13 protein-coding genes are annotated in these 21,300 nt (G+C 65.0%); 5 read left to right on the forward strand and 8 right to left on the reverse strand.

Annotation, left to right across the window (positions count from 1 at the left end; translation table 11 throughout):
- Positions 1–32: 32 nt before the first annotated feature.
- A complete protein-coding gene (locus tag OH705_RS08930; RefSeq protein WP_160291025.1) occupies positions 33–2,819 on the forward strand; it encodes a dermonecrotic toxin domain-containing protein in 2,787 nt (928 codons plus the stop codon).
- Here OH705_RS08930 and OH705_RS08935 read toward each other — a convergent pair.
- The 8 genes from OH705_RS08935 to glnE form a co-directional block, all read right to left on the reverse strand.
- Positions 2,780–4,222, reverse strand: a complete 1,443-nt coding sequence (locus OH705_RS08935; RefSeq protein WP_267301913.1) for a lipopolysaccharide kinase InaA family protein — start codon at positions 4,220–4,222, stop codon at positions 2,780–2,782. The genes OH705_RS08930 and OH705_RS08935 overlap by 40 nt on opposite strands.
- Entirely contained in the window at positions 4,222–4,974 is a 753-nt protein-coding gene (locus tag OH705_RS08940; protein ID WP_267301915.1) for a lipopolysaccharide kinase InaA family protein, read from the reverse strand. Before OH705_RS08940 ends, OH705_RS08935 begins: the two co-directional genes overlap by 1 nt.
- On the reverse strand, positions 4,971–5,705 hold the full coding sequence (locus OH705_RS08945; protein WP_094011544.1) for a lipopolysaccharide kinase InaA family protein: 735 nt from the start codon (positions 5,703–5,705) through the stop codon (positions 4,971–4,973). The genes OH705_RS08940 and OH705_RS08945 overlap by 4 nt, the downstream gene beginning before the upstream one ends.
- Positions 5,705–6,511, reverse strand: coding sequence for a lipopolysaccharide core heptose(I) kinase RfaP (gene rfaP, locus OH705_RS08950; protein ID WP_094011545.1), 807 nt, complete (start codon positions 6,509–6,511; stop codon positions 5,705–5,707). Before rfaP ends, OH705_RS08945 begins: the two co-directional genes overlap by 1 nt.
- Positions 6,508–7,632 carry a glycosyltransferase family 4 protein gene (locus OH705_RS08955; RefSeq protein WP_038707213.1) on the reverse strand — a complete coding sequence of 375 codons (1,125 nt, stop codon included), beginning with the start codon at positions 7,630–7,632 and terminating at the stop codon, positions 6,508–6,510. Before OH705_RS08955 ends, rfaP begins: the two co-directional genes overlap by 4 nt.
- Entirely contained in the window at positions 7,632–8,690 is a 1,059-nt protein-coding gene (gene waaC, locus OH705_RS08960; protein ID WP_038707212.1) for a lipopolysaccharide heptosyltransferase I, read from the reverse strand. Before waaC ends, OH705_RS08955 begins: the two co-directional genes overlap by 1 nt.
- Positions 8,691–9,740 (reverse strand): lipopolysaccharide heptosyltransferase II, encoded by a 1,050-nt coding sequence (gene waaF / locus OH705_RS08965; RefSeq protein WP_094011546.1) that lies wholly within the window; start codon positions 9,738–9,740, stop codon positions 8,691–8,693.
- Between the two features lie 217 nt (positions 9,741–9,957).
- A complete protein-coding gene (gene glnE, locus OH705_RS08970; protein WP_267301919.1) occupies positions 9,958–12,891 on the reverse strand; it encodes a bifunctional [glutamate--ammonia ligase]-adenylyl-L-tyrosine phosphorylase/[glutamate--ammonia-ligase] adenylyltransferase in 2,934 nt (977 codons plus the stop codon).
- 383 nt (positions 12,892–13,274) lie between these two features.
- Here glnE and aceE point away from each other — a divergent pair, with 383 nt between their 5' ends.
- From aceE to msrA, 4 genes are all read left to right on the forward strand, one after another.
- The gene (aceE, locus tag OH705_RS08975) at positions 13,275–15,920 is read left to right on the forward strand and encodes a pyruvate dehydrogenase (acetyl-transferring), homodimeric type (RefSeq protein WP_023630463.1); all 2,646 of its coding nucleotides are present in this window, start codon (positions 13,275–13,277) and stop codon (positions 15,918–15,920) included.
- Positions 15,921–15,933: 13 nt separating this feature from the next.
- Positions 15,934–17,565: a dihydrolipoyllysine-residue acetyltransferase gene (gene aceF, locus OH705_RS08980; RefSeq protein ID WP_267301920.1), complete on the forward strand. Its 1,632-nt coding sequence runs from the start codon at positions 15,934–15,936 to the stop codon at positions 17,563–17,565.
- A gap of 253 nt (positions 17,566–17,818) precedes the next feature.
- Entirely contained in the window at positions 17,819–20,512 is a 2,694-nt protein-coding gene (locus tag OH705_RS08985) for a putative bifunctional diguanylate cyclase/phosphodiesterase (RefSeq protein ID WP_038707208.1), read from the forward strand.
- Between the two features lie 118 nt (positions 20,513–20,630).
- A complete protein-coding gene (msrA, locus tag OH705_RS08990) occupies positions 20,631–21,299 on the forward strand; it encodes a peptide-methionine (S)-S-oxide reductase MsrA (RefSeq protein WP_023632108.1) in 669 nt (222 codons plus the stop codon).
- Position 21,300: the final 1 nt, after the last annotated feature.

The raw sequence follows: 21,300 nt of genomic DNA on the forward strand, positions 1-21,300 counted from the left end.
AGCGTGGACGCTCCCCACAGCAAGGAGCGGCCATGCGTCCCCTGGAACGTATCGAATTCATCGACCAACAGATTCTCACGCTGCTCGCCGCAATGCCCGTACCCGGCCGGCACGCGCAGGCGAGGCCCCGACTCCACCATGAGATCGCCAGTTTCTGGACGGCTACCGATACCCAGGGGCGCTCACGCCGTCTGCGGCTGGTGGACCTGCGCAGGGCATTGATGCAGGCCGAGCTCGGTTTGCGCATCCACGACCAGACGCTGAGCGAGCAGCAGGCGCAGCTCGTCAGTAGCTGCCTCGACCTGCCCTGCGCCTGGCAACGCCACCGCCAGCCGGTGGCGCAGCGCGTACAGGTGTACCGACCGGTCCTGAGCCGCGACCGCCCCCAATGGCGGGCCGCACTCCCTGGCACCTTCGTGCTCATGGCTGGCACAGCGGAAGGCGCAAACCAGGTTCCTGCACAAGCACATGGGCCGGCGTACCTGTTCGGCCTGCCCCAGGGCATCGAGGTCTACACGTCACTGGCCGAGCTGCATCAGGAGCTGTGCGAGCGGCTCGACGACCCGATCCAGAGCACTCCACTGTTGCAACTGCTGGTCGAGCCTGAGCAGATCGCCAACGCCCGTCTCGCTGACCGCCTGCGCTACCAATGGTACGCAGACGACCCTATCGAGGCCCAGGTGGACAGCCTGATAGAGGCGCAACGGCGGCGTCTCCACACTGCCTGGGCGACAGCAGATGCGCAGGCCGACATCGGCAAGGCCGTTGCTCTTGGCGATGAATGTGGCAAGCGTCCGCTGCTCGATACCCGCTATGCCCTGCTGCTGGAAAAGCACCTGCCCAACTGGCTGCGCCAGGCAGGCCCGCAAGCCCTGGCGCATATCATGCAGACCCTGCAAGTACTGGTGGCCACCGGTCAGCAGGTAGCCGCCCCCGGGATTCTCACCCTGCGCCAGTTCCAGGAACAGAACCGCCTCGAGGACTGGGCACGCCAGCGCGTGCAACAACACTTGCGCAATGACCTGGGGTTGACCATTGCGCCTGCGGATATCGAGGTCTACGTCACCCAAACCCGGCAGGTCGGCCCCCACCTGAATCCATTCAACCCATCCAGCTACATCACCTGGCGCGGGCTGGAAAAGGTCGGCGGCCAGCTCGTCGAGAACATCCACGAGCGCTACTCCCTTGATCAACTGGCGCTGCGCAACGTGGCCTGGTTCGATTTTGACTATTGGCTCACCGCCCGCATCGTCCACCGCCTTGGCAAGCCATTGCCAGCCGAACTGTCGCCAGGCTACATCAAGCGCATGGTGCGGCATCTGAGCGTAGGGGGCAGCTATGTCGAGTACCTGAGGGCGCAACTGATCGATTCGACGGTTGGCGCCTGGCGTCTGCATGCCCATTGCCGGATCAACCGTGCGCGGATGCGCGCCGAAGCGGCCAAGGCGCGCTATGCTGGGCATCTAGCCGCTGGTGGCAGCGAACGTGGCTATGCATGGGTACGCCAGGTGCTGGACTACCCTCACAACGCCTTGCGCCCACCGGTGGATGGCGACTCTCTCACCGTGCGGCAATTGTTGATCGGTGGCCATACTGTGCAAGGCGTATTGCTCATCAACTGCAGCACGCCTCGGGTAGGCCTGTTCGTGCTGTACACCCCCGACGCGCCAGACCGCAGGGCCTGGCGTGCGTTCGCCAGCCCACGCGAACTGCTACGACTGCTCAAGCACAAACCCGCCTTGCGCAGCTATGTCACCAGTCGCATGGCGCAACGTTCCAAGGCCGCCACTGAAGGATTATTGGTCAAAGGTCGCCTGGGCCCAGTGCTGAGTACACCCGCAATCGCCGACGATCTGTTCTTCGCCTACTACATGGCCGAAGTCCACGGCATGCTGGCAGTCGCCGATGCCAACAGCCGCACTTCGGCTGAAGCAGACGCGCAACAAGCTGTCGCCATCTCCTGGCGGGTACTCGACCTGATCAGCCTGATACTGCCGTCGAGGTTACTGATCCCGATGTCGCTGGGGCGCATGGCGATCGAGATCTGGGGCAGCGCGGAGGCCTATCGCGCCGAAGACCTCAATGGTGTGCTGCAGCATGTGTACAGCGCACTGGGTCACTTCAACGATGCGACCACCAGCCTGGCCACCACCGGCCTGATGCGCCGCCTGCTACGCGGCATGCCGGCGCAGCCGCCGTTGCCGATGCCCAGCCACTACAGCGTCGCGGCCCCAGCCGAACACCTGCGCTATCGAATCGATGGCATCTATGGCGAGGGGGTCTTCGAAAAAGCTTCGGAATTCGAAGGCCTGAGCCACTACTTCATCCAGGATGCACAGCAGCGACACTACCGGGTCACCTTCGATGGCCAGCGCTGGCGCGTGATCGACCCCGCCCAGCCGGATGCTTACCAACTACAGCCGCTCAAGCGCCTGGCCGATGGCCGTTGGGTGATCGACTCACCACTGCTCTGGTATGACGGCCTGCCAGACCTGGAGCGGCTGTTCGATGACTGCCGCCTACCCGAAGAGCTCGACGGGACAGCGATCGGCGACATCGACGGGCTTTACCTGGCCCATGAGCAGCTGTACCTGCAAACCCGCGGCGGCCAGCTGGCGCTGCGCCGCCATCTGCTTCAGGGCCGCTACCACCTGCCGATCCCGGCTACCCGCAGCACCGGCGTGGAGCCTTGGGCAGTGTTACGCTGGCAGGATCATCAGTGGCGTATCCAAGTTCGCCAGGCCGGGCGCAGCAGCGCCTGGCTGACGCTGCCGCAGGCTTACGCTGTCAGCCGAGGCAGCACAGCGTCCAGGCGCTGATGCAAGGCGCTGCCGCTCGGCCAGTTGCGCAGCAAGCGCGCCCGGTCACGGGCAAACGCCGGAGCGAAGCTGAGCTGGGTGGCATGTTGGCACATGGCGTCGAGGTCGATCAGCGACCATTGGCCGTCCTGCCAGAACAGGTTGTGGCCCTTGAAGTCGCCATGGCTGATGCGCTCGCGGATCAGTTGCTGCATTACCAGCACCAGGGCCTCGACCTGCGCGTCGGGCGCCTCGCCACTTTGCACGTAGGGTGCAAAGCATTCGATCAAGTCCGGCCCGTCGGCGTACTCGGTCACCAGATAGGCCGTGCTGCGCAGCCCCATCACCCGCTGCTCCAGCACCGCCAGGGGGCGAGGCGTGGCGATGTCGAGAAACTCAAGGCGGTGCCCTTCGATCCACGAATGCCAGGCCCGGCTGGGGCGCCAGAAGCGCTTGAACCAGTGGGCGGTATTCTTGATGTTGTAGCGCTTGAGCACCAGCGTGCGGCCGCCCACCTCGATACGCGCCACACTGGCCGCCCCACCGGTCTTGTACAGGTGGCCCTGGTCAATCAGTACATCGGCCTTCTCGAGCACCGGCAGCAGCGCCTCGACTTCGCCGCGACGGATGGCGCGCAGGCCCGACAGACTACGTTCGACGCTGAACAGCGTACATTCGCGCCCGGCCTTGTCCAGGTAGTCTTTCAGGCGCCAGTTGCGCACCTTGTCCACCTGCTTTTGCAACGCCTCCAGCGGCAGCGCATGCTCGGCGTTGGCCAGGATGTAGTGCACCAGCGCCTCCTCGATGAAAGGCTCCAGGCGCTTGGGCAACTGGGCGAAGAACACCCCGAGGTTTTCCAGCACGCGCTGACGCGACAGCTGCTGGCCGGGGGTTTCGGCCTTGATACCGGCGCCGTCGATCAGGTACAGCGTGCCGTCCTGGCGCAGCAGGTTGTCCAGGTGCAGGTCCTCCTGCCACAACCCCTTGGCGTGCATGTGCGCAACAGCGGTCAACGCCTCGCCAAGCACCAGGTGCTGCTCGTCGGCGAGCATCGGCAATGATTCCACCTCGGCCCAGGCGTCACCCAGGCTTTCGGCATGATCGAGGTATTCGAACAACAGCCAGCCACCCTCGCCATCCTTGAGGCCATCGACCAGCAGCCGCGGCGTGGTCAGGCCCTGATCGGCCATCAGCCGGGCTCCATCGCGTTCGCGCTGGAAGTGGCGGGCGGCGTTGCCGCCGACCAGCAACTTGGCCAGGACCTTGGTGCCACGCCAGATGCCGGCGCCGACATAGCGCTGGCCCGGCAGCACGCGCAGCAGGCTGAGCAGTTGCAGGTCGGCGCTGCCCGCCGCGTCAGCGAGGGTGATGGTCAGGGGCAGGCTTGGGCTGCGCCCGGCCTCCTTCAATTCGGACAGGCGCATCAGCGGGCCTCTTTGTGACGGCGGCGTTGGGTCAGGCGTTGCAGCCAGGTGGAAACCAGGGCGCTGTCTTCCGGCTGCTCCAGGTAGGCGGCCAGCAGCACAAGCACGTCTGCCTCGCTCCAGGCACGGGCACGCCTTAGCAGCGGCTCGAGGTCCTTGACCCGGTCACGCATGCCGAACAGCAGCGGGCGGGTCTTCTCCAGGTCGATCAGCTGTGCCTGCCAGCCCTCGCGGCGCTCACGCAGGAAGATATGCTTGGGGTAGAAGCAACCGTGCATCTGCCCGGCGGCGTGCAGGGTGCGGGCCAGTCGTCCACAGGCTTGGAGAATCGCCTCGCGCTGCGGCGCAGCCATCTGCGACCAGCGGGCAAGCAACTGCTCGAGATCAATCCATTCGTCCAACGCGCGGGTCATGAGAATCGCGCGATGCTGCCCAGCCTGTTTGCGCTCGCCGTAGAACACCGCCTGCAAGGCAGGGATGTCGAGCTTCTGGTAGCGGCTGATGTTGCGGAACTCGCGGGCGAACGTCGGCTCGCCAAATGGCCGCTGCAGGCTGCGAGTAAAGTAGTCGCTCTGGCGCTTGAGGTAGAAGCCCTTGCCCTCCAGCTCCAAACGGAAAACGCTGCTCCAGCCACCACGGCCAGTGTTGGGTTCATCGACAGCGTCCAGTTGCAAAGCCCAGAGCGCCTCGAAGTCGCCCAGTCCGTGGCGTTGCAGCAGTGCCTGATCGGCACTGGCCAGGTAGTCGGTCATTCTCTTCCCTCGAAAAAACCCAGGACCTGACGGATACGCTTCTTGTCGCGGCCATGCAGACGCGCATGTCCACGGTATTGCAGATAAAAGCGCAGGCGCTGGGTCGCCGACAAATGATATTTGGCAACCTTGTCCAGGCATGCCAGATCCTTGATCAACCGATGGCGCAGCATGAAGCCGCGCCAGAAGTCACCGGTTGGGCAATCGATGAAGAACAGCGTGCCCTGGTCATCGACCAGCAGGTTGCGCCACTTCAGATCGTTATGGGCGAAATGATGGTCGTGCATCACCCGCGTATGCCGCGCCAGCTGGCGGCTGACATGGTCGACCCAGGCCGCGTCACGCAGGCGCGGATCATTGCGCTCAGCCAACGCCGAAAGGTCCTCGGTGCGTGGCAGTTCGCGAGTGATCATCGCCCCACGGCCAAACGCCAGGCCCTGGCGCTCGAGGCCCCAGGCGACCACGTCGGCGGTGGGGATGCCCCACTTGGCGAACTGCTTAAGGTTCTGCCACTCGGCCTTGACGCGCGGGCGCCCCAGGTAGCGACGCATGTGCTTGCCGGCGCCAGTGTAGCGTTTGACGTAGTAGTTGACCCCGTCCCGTTCGATACGGATGACCTCGCTCAGCGGGTCGCGGGTCAGGCGCTCGCCCTTGATCGCGAACACCGCGTCGATACTGCCGAAATCGGCCGCCAGGTGCGCATACTCAGGCGCCAGGTTCCAGCTCGCCATCAGAGTGCGTCCCCGTAACGTTGCTTGCGGTCATAGAGTTTCTGCGCCTTGCGCTCCAGCCAGGCGAGCAGTGCGGCCTCGTCCTTGAGCACCTGGCGCAACGGGCGCTGGAAGTAGCCACGCAAGAAGCGCAGCTTGTCGCGGCGGGTCAGGCCGATGTCCAAGGCCGAGAAATACAGGGCGGCCAGGTCCTTGTCGCGCCAGCGGCGGGTAATTTTCGCCCGTGTCTGAGCGCGGTGCAGGTCGATCACCGACAGCTTGAAGTCTTCCGGCGTCACCGGGCGGTCGGTGTGCAGCAGGAAATGACAGATGTAGCAGTCGCGGTGATTGACCCCTGCGCGGTGCATGCCGCCGGTCATCTTCGCCACCTCGGCGATCAGTGCGCGCTTCAGGCGCGGCGCTGGCGGCTGCTTCACCCAATCGATGCTGAAGTCTTCCAGGCTGACGGTCGGCGCCAGCTCCTCGGTGACGATGAACGAATGCTGGGTGGCCGGATTGCCACCGCGCTCGCCGTAGGCCACGGCGGTCATGGTTGGCACGCCAGCTTCATGCAGGCGCTGGATCGCACGCCACTCCTGGCCGGCACCGAGCACCGGCAGCTTGGCGCTGAGCAGGTTCTTGAAAATCTCGCCCCAGCCGATGCCACGGTGGATCTTGACGAAGAAGCCCGCGCCATCGACCTCGGTACGCAGGGTGCGACGGCCTTCCAGCTCGCGATATACCTCGCCCTGCAGGGCCTCGACGGCATCGAAGGGGTCACGCCCGGCCCACAGGCGCTTGAACGGTTCGGCCAGTATCAGCTTCATGCGGTCTCCTGCCCAAGGATCACATCGGCGGCATGCTGCGGCATGCTGTACAGGTCGGCGGTGGCGGCGAACGCCACGCCGTTGCTCGCCCAGGATGCACGGGCCGCGGCGTCTTCGAGCATGCGTTGCAGATAGGCGTTGAGCTGGTCCTGCTCGAATGGCTCGTCCAGCACCAGGCCGCTGTCGGCCTCGGCGATGTAGTGGGCATAGCCGCACACCTGCGACACCAGCACCGGCAGGCCGGCGACCAGCGCCTCTAGCAATACGGTACCGGTGTTTTCGTTGTAGGCAGGGTGGATCAGCAGGTCGGCGCCAAGCAGGAAGCGCGGAATATCGCTGCGACCCTTGAGGAACTGCACCTGGTCGCCCAGGCCGAGAGCCGTGCTCTGCACCTGGAACAGCTTGGGGTCGTCCTGGCCGATGACCATCAGTTTCGTACGCTTGCGCAGGGCTGACGGCAGCGCCGCGAGGGCCTTGAGGCTGCGGTCGACGCCCTTGGTCTTGAAGCCCGAGCCGATCTGCACCAGCAGCAACTCGTCGTCGGCCAGGCCGAACTCCTGGCGGAAGGCGGCGCGGATGGCCTCGGCGTCGGCCGGGCGCCGGCGGTCCTGGGAAATGCCCGGCGGCAGCAGGTGGAAACGCGCCTCGGGCGTACCGTAGTGCTTGATGAACAGCGGCTGCTGCACCTCGGAGATCATCAGGATCTCGGTACGTGCATCCTTGGCGAACACCGCCCGCTCGTACTCGGCGAAGTGGCGATAGCGGCCCCAGCGGCGGTAGAGGCCGCCGCGCAGGGTCTGGGCCTTGTCCTCGAAGCAGCCATCGGCGGCGTAGTAGACATCCAGGCCGGGCATCTTGTTGAAGCCGATCAGGCGATCGACCGGACGCTTGGCCAGGTCCGCCGCCATCCACGCACTGAGCTTCTCGTTGCGGCGATGGTTGAACAGCGCCTTGACCGGCGCCACCAGCACCTCGAAGCCCGGCGGAATATCGCCTTCCCAGATCAGCGTGTACACACGGATCTGGTGGCCACGCTTCTGGCATTCGAGGGCGATGCGCATGAAGTCACGCTGCAACCCGCCAAAGGGGAAATACTTGTAGAGCACAAAAGCCAATTGCATCAACGAACATCCTCAGCCAGCAGCAGCGCGCTCAAGCGGCCCGCCACATGCTCGGGATTCAGGCGAGTGAAGCACAGCGGCCACTCGCGTTTGAGATCGAACCGGCGCAGGTCCTCGGCACTCGGTTTATAGGTGCACTTCTTCTGCAGGCACGGGGCGCAGGGGAAGTCGCTCGCCTGGTGGATCTGGGCGCGTCCGTAGGCACCGGTCAGACCAGGGTTGGTGGGGCCGAACAGGGAGATGGTCGGCACATCCAGGGCGGCGGCCAGGTGGCCCAGGCCGGTGTCCACCGCCACGCAGGCCTTGGCGGCGGCCAGCACACGGGCCACGCCCGCCAGGTTCAATTTGGGCAGCACCTGGCAATTGCTCAAGCCCTGGGCGATGCGCTCGGCGCGGGCTTTTTCCGCAGGATTGCCCCACGGCAGCATCACCTGCAGCTTGCGCCGGCCCATGCGCTCGGCCAGCTCGCGCCAGTAGGCCTCGGGCCAATGTTTGGTGGCCCAGGTGGTGCCATGCAGGAACACCACGTAGGGCGCGGCGGGCGGCAGTTGCAAGCGGTTGAGGTCAAGGCCGTAGTTGCCCAGCCCTTCCGGCAGGTCGTAGGCAAGGGCCAGGGCGAACAGTTGGCGCACGCGTTCAACGGCGTGCTGGCCGACAGCGACCGACAGCCGCCGGTCATAGAAGCGGCTGGCCCAGCCCTCACGAGCCGAGTAACGGTCCAGGCCGGCTACCGGCGCTTTCACGTAACGGGTCAGCCAGGCCGACTTGACCAGGCCTTGGGCATCGATCACCAGGTCGTACTTGCGCTCGCGCAGGCGCTGCTTGAAGGCCTTCCACTCGCCGCTCTTGAGCGTCTGCCAGATATTCTTGCGCCAGCGGCGGATAGCCACCGGAATCACCTGATCGACCGCCGGGTGCCAGCTGGGGATCTCGGCGAAGCCTTCCTCCACCACCCAGTCGAAACGGATGCCGGGGATGGCGTGGGCGGCGTCGGTAAGGGCCGGCAAGGTATGGATGACGTCACCCAGCGACGACGTCTTGATGATCAGGACCCGCACTCAGTCGACCTCGGCCACGGTTGCGATCAGGTCGGAACCACCCAGGCTGTGCAAGGCGGCGATCACTTTCGCCGGCTCCAGCAGCCGCAGGCAGTTGTAGTGGCCGAAGCGGCAGGTGCGGTCGAAGCATGGGCTGCATTCGATACCGGTGCGCACCACTTCCACCTGGTCGGCCAGCGGCGGGGTAAAGCCCGGCGAGGTCGAGCCATACACCGCCACCAGCGGACGGTTGAGAGCGGCAGCCACGTGCATCAGCCCGGAGTCATTGGACACCACCGCGCTGGCGCAGGACATCAGGTCGATGGCCTCGGCCAGCGAGGTCTCGCCGGCCAGGTTGCAGGATTCCTCACGCAGGCCCGGGATCAGTCGGTCGCGGATCTGCTCACCGACAGGGTGGTCGTTCTTCGAACCGAACAACCACACCTGCCAGCCCTGGCGGATCATCGCCTCGGCCACTTCGGCGTAATGCTCGGCGGGCCAGCGCTTGGCCTCGCCGAACTCGGCGCCGGGGCACAGGGCGAGCACCGGGCGGTCCAGCTCAAGGCCGAATTTGGCCAGGGCGGCCTCGCGGCTGGCCGCCTCGATTTGCAGGGCCGGGCGCGGATACGGCTTGGGCAGTTCGCTACCCGGTGCGTAGGCCAGGGCCATGAAGCGCTCGATCATCAGCGGGTAGCGCGCCTTGTCCAGCTTGCGCACATCGTTGAGCAGCAGGTAGCGCATCTCGCCGCGCCAGCCGGTGCGCTTGGGGATGCCGGCGAAATACGGCACCAGCGCCGACTTGAGCGAATTGGGCAGCAGGATCGCTTGGTCGTACTGGCCGGCCAGCGACTTGCCGATGCGCCGCCGCGTGGCCAGCTCCAGCGCGCCGTGGCCGAGCGGAAAGCTCAAGGCCTGGCGCACCTCGGGCATGCGTTCGAGGATCGGCCGGCTCCACTCGGGTGCCAACACGTCGATCACACAGTCGGGGTGCTGCTGTTTGAGGCTCTGGAACAGGGTCTGCGCCATTACCATGTCGCCGACCCAGCTGGGGCCAATGATCAGTATTCTCATGCTTTATCCAGAAACATTCGGGGAGGCTGCAGGCTGCGCTACAACCTGGCCTCCCCTCTTTATATTCAGGCTATGTGGCGGACAGTGTACCACCGAGGGCGCGCTGCGCCCTTTTCGCCGGCAAGCCGGCTTCCATATGGACCGCATTCACCTGTGGGAGCCGGCTTGCCGTGGCGACGAACCGCGACGAAAAGGCCGCAAAGCGGCCCCGACAATCTCAGCTCAAACCCAACTGCCCCCAGATCCGCCGCACCTCGCGACGCTCCTCGGCGAACTGCGCCGCGTCGATCACCCCGGCCTGCTTCTGCAAGGCCTGGCGGTGCGAGGCCGAGCGGAACGCCTTGTACAGCTCGCGCAGCAGCACGGCGTCGGCGGCGGGCATCAACCCGGCCTGTTCGAGCTCTTCGAGGATACGGATGTTGTCGGTCCAGCGCAGTATGGCCGGATGGTCGTGGGACCAGGCCAAAGCGGCGTATTGCACCATAAATTCGATATCCACGATACCGCCGGCATCCTGCTTGATATCGAAGGGTTGCCCGGCATCGAAGGCATTGCCCGCCGTGCCCGCGGCGGTGGCCTTGGTGCCCAGGTTGTCGCGCATCTTGGCGCGCATCTCGCTCACTTCGGTGCGCAGCTTGTCCAGGTCACGGGGCTGGCCGAGCACCTTGGCCCGCACGCTCTCGAACGCACTCGCCACCTGTGGACAACCCACCAGCACCCGGGCCCGCACCAGGGCCTGGTGCTCCCAGGTCCAGGCCTCGTTCTGTTGGTAGCGCTCGAAGGCGCCCAGCGAGCTCACCAGCAACCCCGAGGCGCCGGACGGGCGCAAGCGCATGTCCACGTCATAGAGCTGGCCGGAGTTGGTCTGGGTGGTCAGCAGGTGGATGATGCGCTGGCCCAGGCGGGTGTAAAACTGCGCGCTGTCGATCGGCTTGGCGCCGTCGGTCTCGGCGTTCGGGTCACCGTCGTGGATGAACACCAGGTCCAGGTCCGAGCCGTGACCCAGCTCGAGGCCGCCGACCTTGCCGTAGCCAACGATGATGAAGCCAGGGTCGCATAGGCTGCCGTCGCTGCGCTTGGGCTGGCCATGGCGTGCTACGGTCTGGCGCCAGGCCAGGGCCAGCACCTGGTCGAGAATGGCCTCGGCGAGCCAGGTCAGGTAGTCGCTGACCTTCATCAACGGCAGGTTGCCACTGATCTCCGAGGCCGCCACGCGCAGGCTGTGGGCCAGCTTGAAGTGACGCAGGGCCTCCATCTGCTGTTCCAGGTCATCCTCGGGGATACGGGTGAGCCGTTCGCGCAGCTCGGCGGCCAGCTCCGGTGCCAGCGGCGGGCTGAACAGTCGGCCTTCGTTGAGCAACTCGTCGAGCAGCAGGGGGTAGCGCGCCATCTGTTCGGCGATCCATGGGCTGGCCGCGCACAGGGTCAGCAGACGGCGCAGCGCGCCGGGGTTTTCAGTGAGCAGCACCAGGTAGGCCGAGCGGCGCGCCACCGCCTCGACCAGGGGCAGCACCCGCTCCAGCACCAGGTCCGGGTTGTCGTGCTCGACCGCCTGGGCCAGCAGCCGCGGGATGAAGGCATCCAGGCGTTCACGACCGATGCGCTGCATCGAACGCAGTGTCGGGCTGACCCGCAAGGCATTGAGCCGGCGCAGCGCCTCGGCAGGCTGGTGGAAACCGGCCTCCTGCAACTGGCGCCCGGCGGCTTCTTCATCCTGAGCCTGCTCCCACAGGGGCGACCATTCGCCACCGACTACCAGTTCGCCCTCGGCCTCATCCTCATCCGGATCGGCGATCACCTGGCGGAAATGCCAGTCGATCCGCCCACGCCAGTTCATCAGTTGGGCATGGAAACCATCCCAATCGGCAAAGCCCAGCATATAGGCGATGCGCGCGCGGTCGGTCGGGTCGTCCGGCAGCATCTGGGTCTGGCGGTCGGCGATGGCCTGGATCGCGTGCTCCGTGTAACGCAGGAACTCGTAGCCGTCGCGCAGCTCGGTGGCCACCGCCGGCGGCAGGTAGCCCTGGCCCTCCAGGGTGGTCAGCACTTTCAGCAATGGCCGCTGCTGCAGGCTCAGGTCGCGCCCGCCATGGATCAGCTGGAATGCCTGGGCGATGAACTCGACCTCGCGGATGCCACCGGCCCCCAGCTTGATGTTGTCGGCCATGCCCTTGCGCCGCACTTCCTGCTGGATCAGTTGCTTCATGGTGCGCAGCGCCTCGATGGCGGAGAAGTCCAGGTAGCGCCGATAGACGAATGGCCGCAGCATCTCCTGCAACTGCGCGCCGGCCGCCTGGTCGCCGGCCACTACCCGCGCCTTGATCATGGCGTAGCGTTCCCAGTCGCGCCCCTGGTCCTGGTAGTACTGCTCCAGGGCATTGAAGCTGAGCACCAGCGCGCCTGCAGAGCCGTAAGGGCGCAGGCGCATGTCGACACGGAACACGAAGCCATCGACGGTGACCGGGTCGAGCGCCTTGATCAGGCGCTGGCCGAGGCGGGTAAAGAACTCCTGGTTGTCCAGCGAGCGCTTCACGCCTTCGGTTTCACCGCCCTCGGGGAAGGCGAAGATCAGGTCGATGTCCGACGACAGGTTCAACTCCACCGCGCCCAGCTTGCCCATGCCCAGCACCACCAGGTGCTGGGGCTGGCCGCTGCGGTTGCCGATGGGTGTGCCGAACTGCTGGCAATGGCGCGGGTACAGCCATTGATAGGCTTCGTCGATGCTGGCATCGGCGAGGTCGGACAGGTCGCGGCAGGTCTCGGCCAACGCCGCCTGGCGGGTGACGTCGCGCCAGATGATGCGCAGCTGCTGGCGATTGCGCTCGCGGCGCAGGTTGCGCGCCAACTCGTCCTCGGATTGCGCGGCCTGGGCGGCGCCCTTGATGCGCGCACGCAATTCGCCTGGTGCGAAGGCACGTGCCATCTCGCCGCCGGCCAACAGGTCGAACAGCATCGCCGGCTCGCGTTGGGCCTGGGTGAGCACGAATTCGCTGGCCGCCGCCACCTGGTCGAACTGCCGACGCTGATCTTCTGTCCAGCTGCTTGTCGCCAGGTCAGGGTGCGCAACCAGTGCGTCTGCTAGGAACTGTCGATTACGAACGACCAGTGGTTGGAGAGCGGCAGGCAGATCGAGCGGCAAAGGCAGGCGCATGGTCTATCCTTGATCGGCGTGAATGAGAGGGGTTGAGGGGGTCAAGCGCAGGCTGGACCACGGTTGGACTGTCGTACAAAAGTTGGAAATAGCCGAAAAAACCGAAAGATTGGCAAAAAACATCAAGATCCACCCGTTAGCAACACAACGCCAACCAACATGAACGTTTTTCCTCACAACCCAGGGTGCGACCAAACGTCGCATTTGTGTAGTTTTACTACTACGCCCAACGTGCAAAAGCATGAAATGCGAAAGCATTTGTAGTAAAACTACACCGCGCCGGATGACTGTCCGGTAATCCAAGAATTCACGACGTCTGCCCATAAGGCCAGTCGCAAACTCAGGCCATCGATTCTGGTGGCCTTTCCGCCCTGGAGCAAGCCATGCAAGACCTCGATCCAATCGAAACCCAGGAATGGCTGGATGCCCTGGAGTCGGTCCTCGACAAAGAAGGCGAAGACCGCGCTCATTACCTGATGACCCGTATGGGCGAGCTGGCCACCCGCAGTGGCTCGCAGCTGCCGTATGCCATCACCACGCCGTACCGCAACACCATCCCTGTCACCCACGAAGCACGCATGCCCGGCGACCTGTTCATGGAACGCCGCATTCGCTCGATGGTGCGTTGGAACGCCCTGGCCATGGTCATGCGTACCAACCTGAAAGACTCGGACCTGGGCGGACACATCTCCAGCTTCGCCTCCAGCGCCACCTTGTATGACATCGGCTTCAACTACTTCTTCCAGGCCCCGACCGACGAACACGGCGGCGACCTGATCTTCTTCCAAGGCCACGCTTCCCCAGGCGTCTACGCCCGCGCCTTCATGGAAGGCCGCATCAACGAAGAACAGATGAACAACTTCCGCCAGGAAGTGGACGGCAACGGCCTGTCTTCGTACCCGCACCCATGGCTGATGCCTGACTTCTGGCAGTTCCCGACCGTTTCGATGGGTCTGGGCCCGATCCAGGCCATCTACCAGGCGCGCTTCATGAAGTACCTGGAAGCCCGTGGCTTCATCCCGGCCGGCAAGCAGAAGGTCTGGTGCTTCATGGGTGACGGCGAGTGCGACGAGCCGGAATCCCTGGGCGCGATCGCCCTGGCCGGCCGCGAGAAGCTGGACAACCTGATCTTCGTCATCAACTGCAACCTGCAGCGCCTCGACGGCCCGGTTCGCGGCAACGGCAAGATCATCCAGGAACTCGAAGGCGTGTTCCGTGGCGGTGGCTGGAACGTCAACAAGGTCGTCTGGGGCCGCTTCTGGGACCCACTGCTGGCCAAGGACACCAATGGTGCCCTGCAGCGCCGCATGGACGAAGTCATCGACGGCGAGTACCAGAACTACAAGGCCAAGGACGGCGCGTACGTCCGTGAGAACTTCTTCAACACCCCAGAGCTCAAGGCCATGGTCGAAGACCTGTCCGACGAGGAGATCTGGAAGCTCAACCGTGGCGGCCACGACCCGTACAAGGTCTACGCGGCATACCACCAGGCTGTGAACCACAAGGAGCAGCCGACCGTCATCCTGGCCAAGACCATCAAGGGTTACGGTACCGGTGCCGGCGAAGCCAAGAACACCGCGCACAATACCAAGAAGGTCGATGTCGAAAGCCTGCGTCACTTCCGTGACCGCTTCGACATCCCGGTCAAGGATGCCGACCTTGAGAACCTGCCGTTCTTCAAGCCTGAAGAAGGTTCTGCCGAAGCCAAGTACCTGGCCGAGCGTCGTGCTGCCCTGGGCGGTTTCGTGCCTCAGCGCCGCGCCAAGAGCTTCAGCGTGCCGACCCCGCCACTGGAAACGCTGAAAGCGATCCTCGACGGTTCGGGCGACCGCGAAATCTCCACCACCATGGCCTTCGTGCGCATCCTGGCGCAGCTGGTCAAGGACAAGGACATCGGCCAGCGCATCGTCCCGATCATCCCGGACGAAGCCCGTACCTTCGGTATGGAAGGCATGTTCCGCCAGCTGGGCATCTACTCGTCGGTTGGCCAGCTCTACGAGCCAGTCGATAAAGACCAGGTGATGTTCTACCGCGAAGACAAGAAGGGCCAGATTCTCGAGGAAGGCATCAACGAAGCCGGCGCCATGTCGTCGTTCATCGCTGCCGGTACCTCGTACAGCTGCCACAACCAGCCGATGCTGCCGTTCTACATCTTCTACTCGATGTTCGGCTTCCAGCGCATTGGCGACCTGGCGTGGGCCGCTGGCGACAGCCGCACCCGTGGCTTCCTGATCGGCGGTACTGCCGGCCGTACCACCCTCAACGGTGAAGGCCTGCAGCACGAAGACGGTCACAGCCACATGATGGCGGGCACTATCCCGAACTGCCGCACCTACGATCCGACCTACGGCTACGAGCTGGCGGTGATCATCCAGGACGGCATGAAGAAGATGACCGAAGAGCAACAGGACATCTTCTACTACATCACCGTGATGAACGAATCCTACCAGCAGCCAGCCATGCCGGCCGGTGTCGAGGAAGGCATCATCAAGGGCATGTACCTGCTGGAAGAAGACACCCGCGAAGCCGCGCACCACGTACAGCTGATGGGCTCCGGCACCATCCTGCGCGAAGTCCGCGAAGCCGCGAAGATCCTGCGTGAAGAGTTCAACGTCGGCGCCGACGTGTGGAGCGTCACCAGCTTCAACGAACTGCGTCGCGACGGCCTGGCCGTGGAACGCGCCAACCGCCTCAAGCCTGGCCAGAAGCCTCAGCAGACCTACGTCGAAGAGTGCCTGGCCGGTCGCAAGGGCCCGGTCATCGCCTCCACCGACTACATGAAGCTGTTCGCCGAGCAGATTCGCCAGTGGGTGCCGAGCAAAGAGTTCAAAGTCCTGGGTACCGACGGTTACGGTCGCAGCGACAGCCGCAAGAAGCTGCGTCACTTCTTCGAAGTCGACCGCCACTTCGTGGTGCTGGCTGCCCTGGAAGCCCTGGCTGACCGTGGCGAGATCGAACCCAAGGTTGTGGCTGACGCCATCGTCAAGTTCGGCATCGACCCGGACAAGCGCAACCCACTGGACTGCTGAGGAGTATTTTTAAGTGAGCGAACTCATTCGCGTACCTGACATCGGCAGCGGTGAAGGTGAAATCATCGAGCTGTTCGTCAAGGTCGGTGACCGTATCGAGGCCGACCAGAGCCTGCTGACCCTGGAGTCCGACAAGGCCTCCATGGAGATCCCGGCCCCCAAGGCCGGCGTGGTCAAGGAACTGAAGGTCAAGCTGGGCGACCGCCTGAAAGAAGGCGACGAGCTGCTGGTCCTGGAAGTCGAGGGTGCCGCTGCCGCGGCACCTGAGGCGCCTGCCGCTGCTGCTCCGGCGCCAGCTGCTGCCCCAGCGCCTGCCGCCGAAGCCGCCCCTGCTCCGGCCGCAGCCCCGGCTGCCGCCAGCGTGCAGGACATCCACGTGCCGGACATCGGCTCATCGGGCAAGGCCAAGATCATCGAAGTACTGGTCAAGGTCGGCGACACCGTCGAAGCCGACCAGTCGCTGATCACCCTGGAGTCCGACAAGGCCTCCATGGAGATCCCGTCGCCCGCCGCTGGCGTGATCGAAGCCGTGCTGTGCAAGCTGGAAGACGAAGTCGGCACCGGCGACCTGATCTTCAAGATCAAAGCCGCCGGCGCTGCCCCTGCTGCCGCGCCAGCGCCAGCCGCCGCTCCGGCCAAGGCTGAGGCTGCTCCAGCCGCGGCACCTGCCGCTGCTGCTCCGGCTGCCGCCCCCGCACCGGTCGCCACCGCGCCGGCCGCCGGCAGCAACGCCAAGGTCCATGCTGGCCCTGCCGTTCGCCAACTGGCCCGTGAATTCGGCGTCGACCTGGGTGCGGTCGCGGCTACCGGTCCGCACGGTCGCATCCTCAAAGAAGACGTGCAGGTCTACGTCAAGGCCATGATGCAGAAGGCCAAGGACGCCCCGGCTGCCGGTGCTACCGGCGGCGCTGGCATCCCGTCGATCCCGGCTGTTGACTTCAGCAAGTTCGGTGAAGTCGAAGAAGTCGCCCTGACTCGCCTGATGCAGGTCGGTGCCGCCAACCTGCACCGCAGCTGGCTGAACGTACCGCACGTGACCCAGTTCGACTCCGCCGACATCACCGAGCTGGAAGCTTTCCGCGTTGCGCAGAAGGCCGTGGCCGAGAAGGCTGGCGTCAAGCTGACCGTGCTGCCGCTGCTGCTCAAGGCCTGCGCCTTCCTGCTCAAGGAACTGCCGGACTTCAACAGCTCGCTGGCGCCAAGCGGCAAGGCGATCATCCGCAAGAAGTACGTGCACATCGGCTTCGCCGTGGACACCCCGGACGGCCTGCTGGTCCCGGTGATCAAGAACGTCGACCAGAAGAGCCTGCTGCAACTGGCTGCCGAAGCCGCCGCCCTGGCCGAGAAAGCTCGCACCAAGAAGCTCTCGGCCGACGACATGCAAGGCGCCTGCTTCACCATCTCCAGCCTCGGCCATATTGGCGGTACCGGCTTCACGCCGATCGTCAACGCGCCGGAAGTGGCGATCCTGGGTGTCTCCAAGGCAACCATGCAGCCTGTCTGGGACGGCAAGGCCTTCCAGCCCAAGCTGATGCTGCCGCTGTCGCTTTCCTACGATCACCGAGTGATCAACGGCGCCGCCGCCGCGCGCTTCACCAAGCGCCTGGGCGACGTGCTGGGCGATATCCGCACCATGCTGCTGTAATCGCTGCACGCTGCCCCTCAAGCGAGGGGCAGCACCGTTTTCGAGCTGCCACGCTCGTACCTCAACCCCGCCAATTGGCGGGGCTTTTTTTATTGGGCCCGCTCCCACCAAGGACCTCGCTTCAGATTTCATCCTGTTGGCCGACAACCTGTTCACAGCATCCCGCATGGGCGCTTGCCAGCCCACGGGACATGATGCAACCTTGCCCGATACGCCGTGCCTCAGGCCGCGCCCCAGTTCAAGCGAGTCTTCGATGAAAAGCCAACCCGATGCCGCCAGCCGTGTGGCGGCCGAGGTCGTGACGCAGCTCCCCGTGCCCTCGCGGCTCGGCATGCTGCGTTTCGAACGGCTGAACGAAGCCAGTTGGGCGATGCTCTACCTTGATCCGGCGTGCGACCGCCAATTCGGCCTGCCCGCTGCCGAGCTCTGCGCCCTGATCGGCTCGCCCTATGCCAGCCTCATGGAGCCTCAGGCCCGCTATAAGCTGCACGACGAGATCCAGCTGCAACTGGCTCAGCGCGGCCACTACCGGGTGCACTACACCCTGCACGCCAGCCCAGCGCCACTGCGCCTGCTGGAAGTCGGCGAAAGCTACAAACAGCACAGCCGCCAACTGCTGCGTGGCTACCTGACGGTGTTCGACGATCACCCGCAAGACGCCCCCGACCTCGATGCGAACGACCTGGAATCGCGCAACAATCGCCTGCAACTGGCGCTACAGCTGAACCAGCGCGCCCAGCAGGAGCAGCTCGAGCACCTGGATCGGGTACGCGCCCAGCAGGACCTGATCCTGCGCCTGGCACGCCAGCGCTACAGCGTCGGCAACTCGCTGCTCGAAGCCGCCGAACTGATCACGCGCAGCGCCTGCGAGATCTACCGGGTCGACTGCGCCAGCATCTGGTACCTGAACGATCAGCGCCTGGAGCCGATCAGCGCCTGGTACCGCCGCGAACAACAGCACCGCATGCCCGAGGCGATCGACGCCAGCCGCTTTCCCGACTACCTCGAGGCCTTGCACGCCAGCCGCGCCATCGACGCCCACAACGCCAGCCACGACCCGCGCACCCGCGAGATGGCCGAGTCGCTGTACAGCACCGACGACAACGCGATGCTCGATGCCAGTATCCGCATCGATGGCCAGGTGGTCGGCGTGCTGTGCCTGGAGCAGACCGGCCAGCCGCGGGCCTGGCAGTCGGACGAGATCGCCTTCGCCGGCGAGCTGGCCGACCAGTTCGCCCAGGTCATCAACAACCACAACCGACGCACCGCCGCCAGCGCCCTGCACCTCTTCCAGCGGGCCGTGGAGCAGAGCGCCAGCGCCTTCCTGCTGGTCAACCGCGACGGCGTGGTGGAATACGTCAACCCCAGCTTCACGGCGATCACCCAGTACAGCACCGAGGAAGTCCAGGGCCACCACCTGGCCGAACTGCCGGCCCTGGAAAACCTCAGCGAGCTGCTGTTCGACTCGCCGTCGAGCCTGGCCATGGGCAACAGCTGGCAGGGCGAGTTCAAGAGCCGGCGCAAGAACCTCGAGCCCTACTGGGGGCAACTGTCGATCTCCAAGGTGTACGGCGACAACCGCGAGCTGACCCACTACATCGGCATCTACGAAGACGTCACCCAAAGCAAGCTGGCCCAGCAGCGCATCGAGCGCCTGGCCTACACCGACAACCTGACCAACCTGGGCAACCGCCCGGCGTTCATCCGCAACCTCGACGAGCGCTTCGCCCGCGACAGCAACAGCCCTATCTGCCTGCTGCTGGTGGACATCGACAACTTCAAGCGGATCAACGACAGCCTCGGCCACCAGACCGGCGACAAGCTGCTGATCAGCCTGGCCCGGCGCCTGCGCAACAGCCTGGCCAACGGCGGCAGCCTGGCGCGCTTCGCCAGCAACGAGTTCGCCGTGCTGCTCGACGACACCAGCCTAGATGACGGCCAGGGCGTGGCCCACCAGCTGCTGCGCACCCTCGACAAGCCGATGTTCGTCGACAACCAGCTGATCAACGTCACCGCTTCCGTGGGTCTGGCCTGCGCGCCATTGCACGGCAGCGACCCGGCCACGCTGATGAAGAACGCAGGCCTGGCCCTGCACAAGGCCAAGGCCAACGGCAAGCACCAGGTCCAGGTGTTCACCGAGGTGCTCAACGCCGAGGCCAGCTACAAGCTGTTCGTCGAGAACAACCTGCGCCGCGCCCTGACCCAGAACGAACTGGAGGTGTTCTACCAGCCCAAGCTGTGCCTGCGCAGCGGTCGCCTGCTGGGCCTGGAGGCGCTGCTGCGCTGGAACCACCCCGAGCGCGGCATGATCCGCCCCGACCAGTTCATCAGCGTGGCCGAGGAAACCGGCCTGATCATCCCCATCGGCAAGTGGGTGGTGCGCCAGGCCTGCCGCATGAGCCAGCAGCTGCGCGAAGCAGGTCTTGGCAACCTGCACGTGGCCATCAACCTGTCGCCCAAGCAGTTCTCCGACCCGGAGCTGGTCGGCTCGATCGCTGGCATCCTCAAGGAGGAAGCCTTGCCACCGCACCTGCTGGAACTGGAGCTGACCGAAGGCCTGCTGCTCGAAGCCACCGAAGACACCCACCGCCAGCTCGACGAGCTCAAGGCGCTGGGCCTGACCCTGGCCATGGACGACTTCGGCACCGGTTACTCCTCGCTGAGCTACCTGAAGAAGTTCCCGATCGACATCATCAAGATCGACCGCAGCTTCATCAACGAGATCCCCGACAACCAGGACGACATGGAGATCACCTCGGCGGTGGTGGCCATGGCCCACAACCTCAAGCTCAAGGTGGTCGCAGAAGGGATCGAGACGCCCGAGCAGCTGGCATTCCTGCGCCGCCACCGCTGCGACGTCGGCCAGGGCTACCTGTTCGACCGCCCTATTCCGGGGCGCGAGCTGAGCGAAAAACTGCGCCGCTATCCCCGTGGTCCGGTGGACTGACAGCAGCGTAAAGCTCGGGCACTATAGAAGCCATTCGGTCCCCATCGCGTGCGCCGATGCGACTTGCCCCGCGATGGGTCCAACACCTATCCCACTGAAAAAACACAGAGGAACGGCCATGGTCCTGCGTTCGGAAATCCTGGTGAACAAAAATGTCCTGCCCACCGCGGAACAGGCCCTGCCTGGCCGCGAAACCCCGATGACCCTGCCCGAGTTCCACTACGTGTTCGAAGGCACCCCGCTGCTCGGCCCGTTCTTCGAAGGCGACATCGACTTCGCCATCTTCGGCCTGGGCTGCTTCTGGGGCGCCGAGCGGCGCTTCTGGCAGCGCGAAGGCGTGGTCAGCACCGTGGTCGGCTACGCCGGCGGCTTCACCCCCAACCCGACCTATGAAGAAGTCTGCTCGGGCCTGACCGGCCACACCGAAGTGGTGCTGGTGGTGTTCGACAAGAACAAGGTCAGCTACCGCGAACTGCTGGCGATGTTCTGGGAACTGCACAACCCGACCCAGGGCATGCGCCAGGGCAACGATGTCGGCACCCAGTACCGCTCGGCGATCTACTGCACCTCGCCGCAGCAACTCGAGGAAGCCCAGGCCAGCCAGGCCGCCTTCCAGGCCGAACTGAGCAAGGCAGGCTTTGGCGAGATCACCACCGAGATCGCCCAGGCGCCGACCGTGTACTTCGCCGAGGCCTACCACCAGCAGTACCTGGCCAAGAACCCGGACGGCTACTGCGGCATCGGCGGCACCGGCGTGTGCCTGCCGCCCAGCCTGCAGGGCAACTGAG

It is taken from the genome of Pseudomonas sp. BJa3 (assembly GCF_026343815.1).
In the GTDB taxonomy this organism is placed as follows: Bacteria; Pseudomonadota; Gammaproteobacteria; order Pseudomonadales; family Pseudomonadaceae; genus Aquipseudomonas; species Aquipseudomonas soli.

Excerpts from the sequence above, each read along its gene's own strand:
- OH705_RS08930 (WP_160291025.1), top strand. The coding sequence starts at position 33 with ATGCGTCCCCTGGAACGTATCGAATTCATCGACCAACAGATTCTCACG.
- OH705_RS08935 (WP_267301913.1), bottom strand. The coding sequence starts at position 4,222 with ATGCGCCTGTCCGAATTGAAGGAGGCCGGGCGCAGCCCAAGCCTGCCC.
- OH705_RS08940 (WP_267301915.1), bottom strand. The coding sequence starts at position 4,974 with ATGACCGACTACCTGGCCAGTGCCGATCAGGCACTGCTGCAACGCCAC.
- OH705_RS08945 (WP_094011544.1), bottom strand. The coding sequence starts at position 5,705 with ATGGCGAGCTGGAACCTGGCGCCTGAGTATGCGCACCTGGCGGCCGAT.
- rfaP (WP_094011545.1), bottom strand. The coding sequence starts at position 6,511 with ATGAAGCTGATACTGGCCGAACCGTTCAAGCGCCTGTGGGCCGGGCGT.
- OH705_RS08955 (WP_038707213.1), bottom strand. The coding sequence starts at position 7,632 with ATGCAATTGGCTTTTGTGCTCTACAAGTATTTCCCCTTTGGCGGGTTG.
- waaF (WP_094011546.1), bottom strand. The coding sequence starts at position 9,740 with ATGAGAATACTGATCATTGGCCCCAGCTGGGTCGGCGACATGGTAATG.
- glnE (WP_267301919.1), bottom strand. The coding sequence starts at position 12,891 with ATGCGCCTGCCTTTGCCGCTCGATCTGCCTGCCGCTCTCCAACCACTG.
- aceE (WP_023630463.1), top strand. The coding sequence starts at position 13,275 with ATGCAAGACCTCGATCCAATCGAAACCCAGGAATGGCTGGATGCCCTG.
- OH705_RS08985 (WP_038707208.1), top strand. The coding sequence starts at position 17,819 with ATGAAAAGCCAACCCGATGCCGCCAGCCGTGTGGCGGCCGAGGTCGTG.
- msrA (WP_023632108.1), top strand. The coding sequence starts at position 20,631 with ATGGTCCTGCGTTCGGAAATCCTGGTGAACAAAAATGTCCTGCCCACC.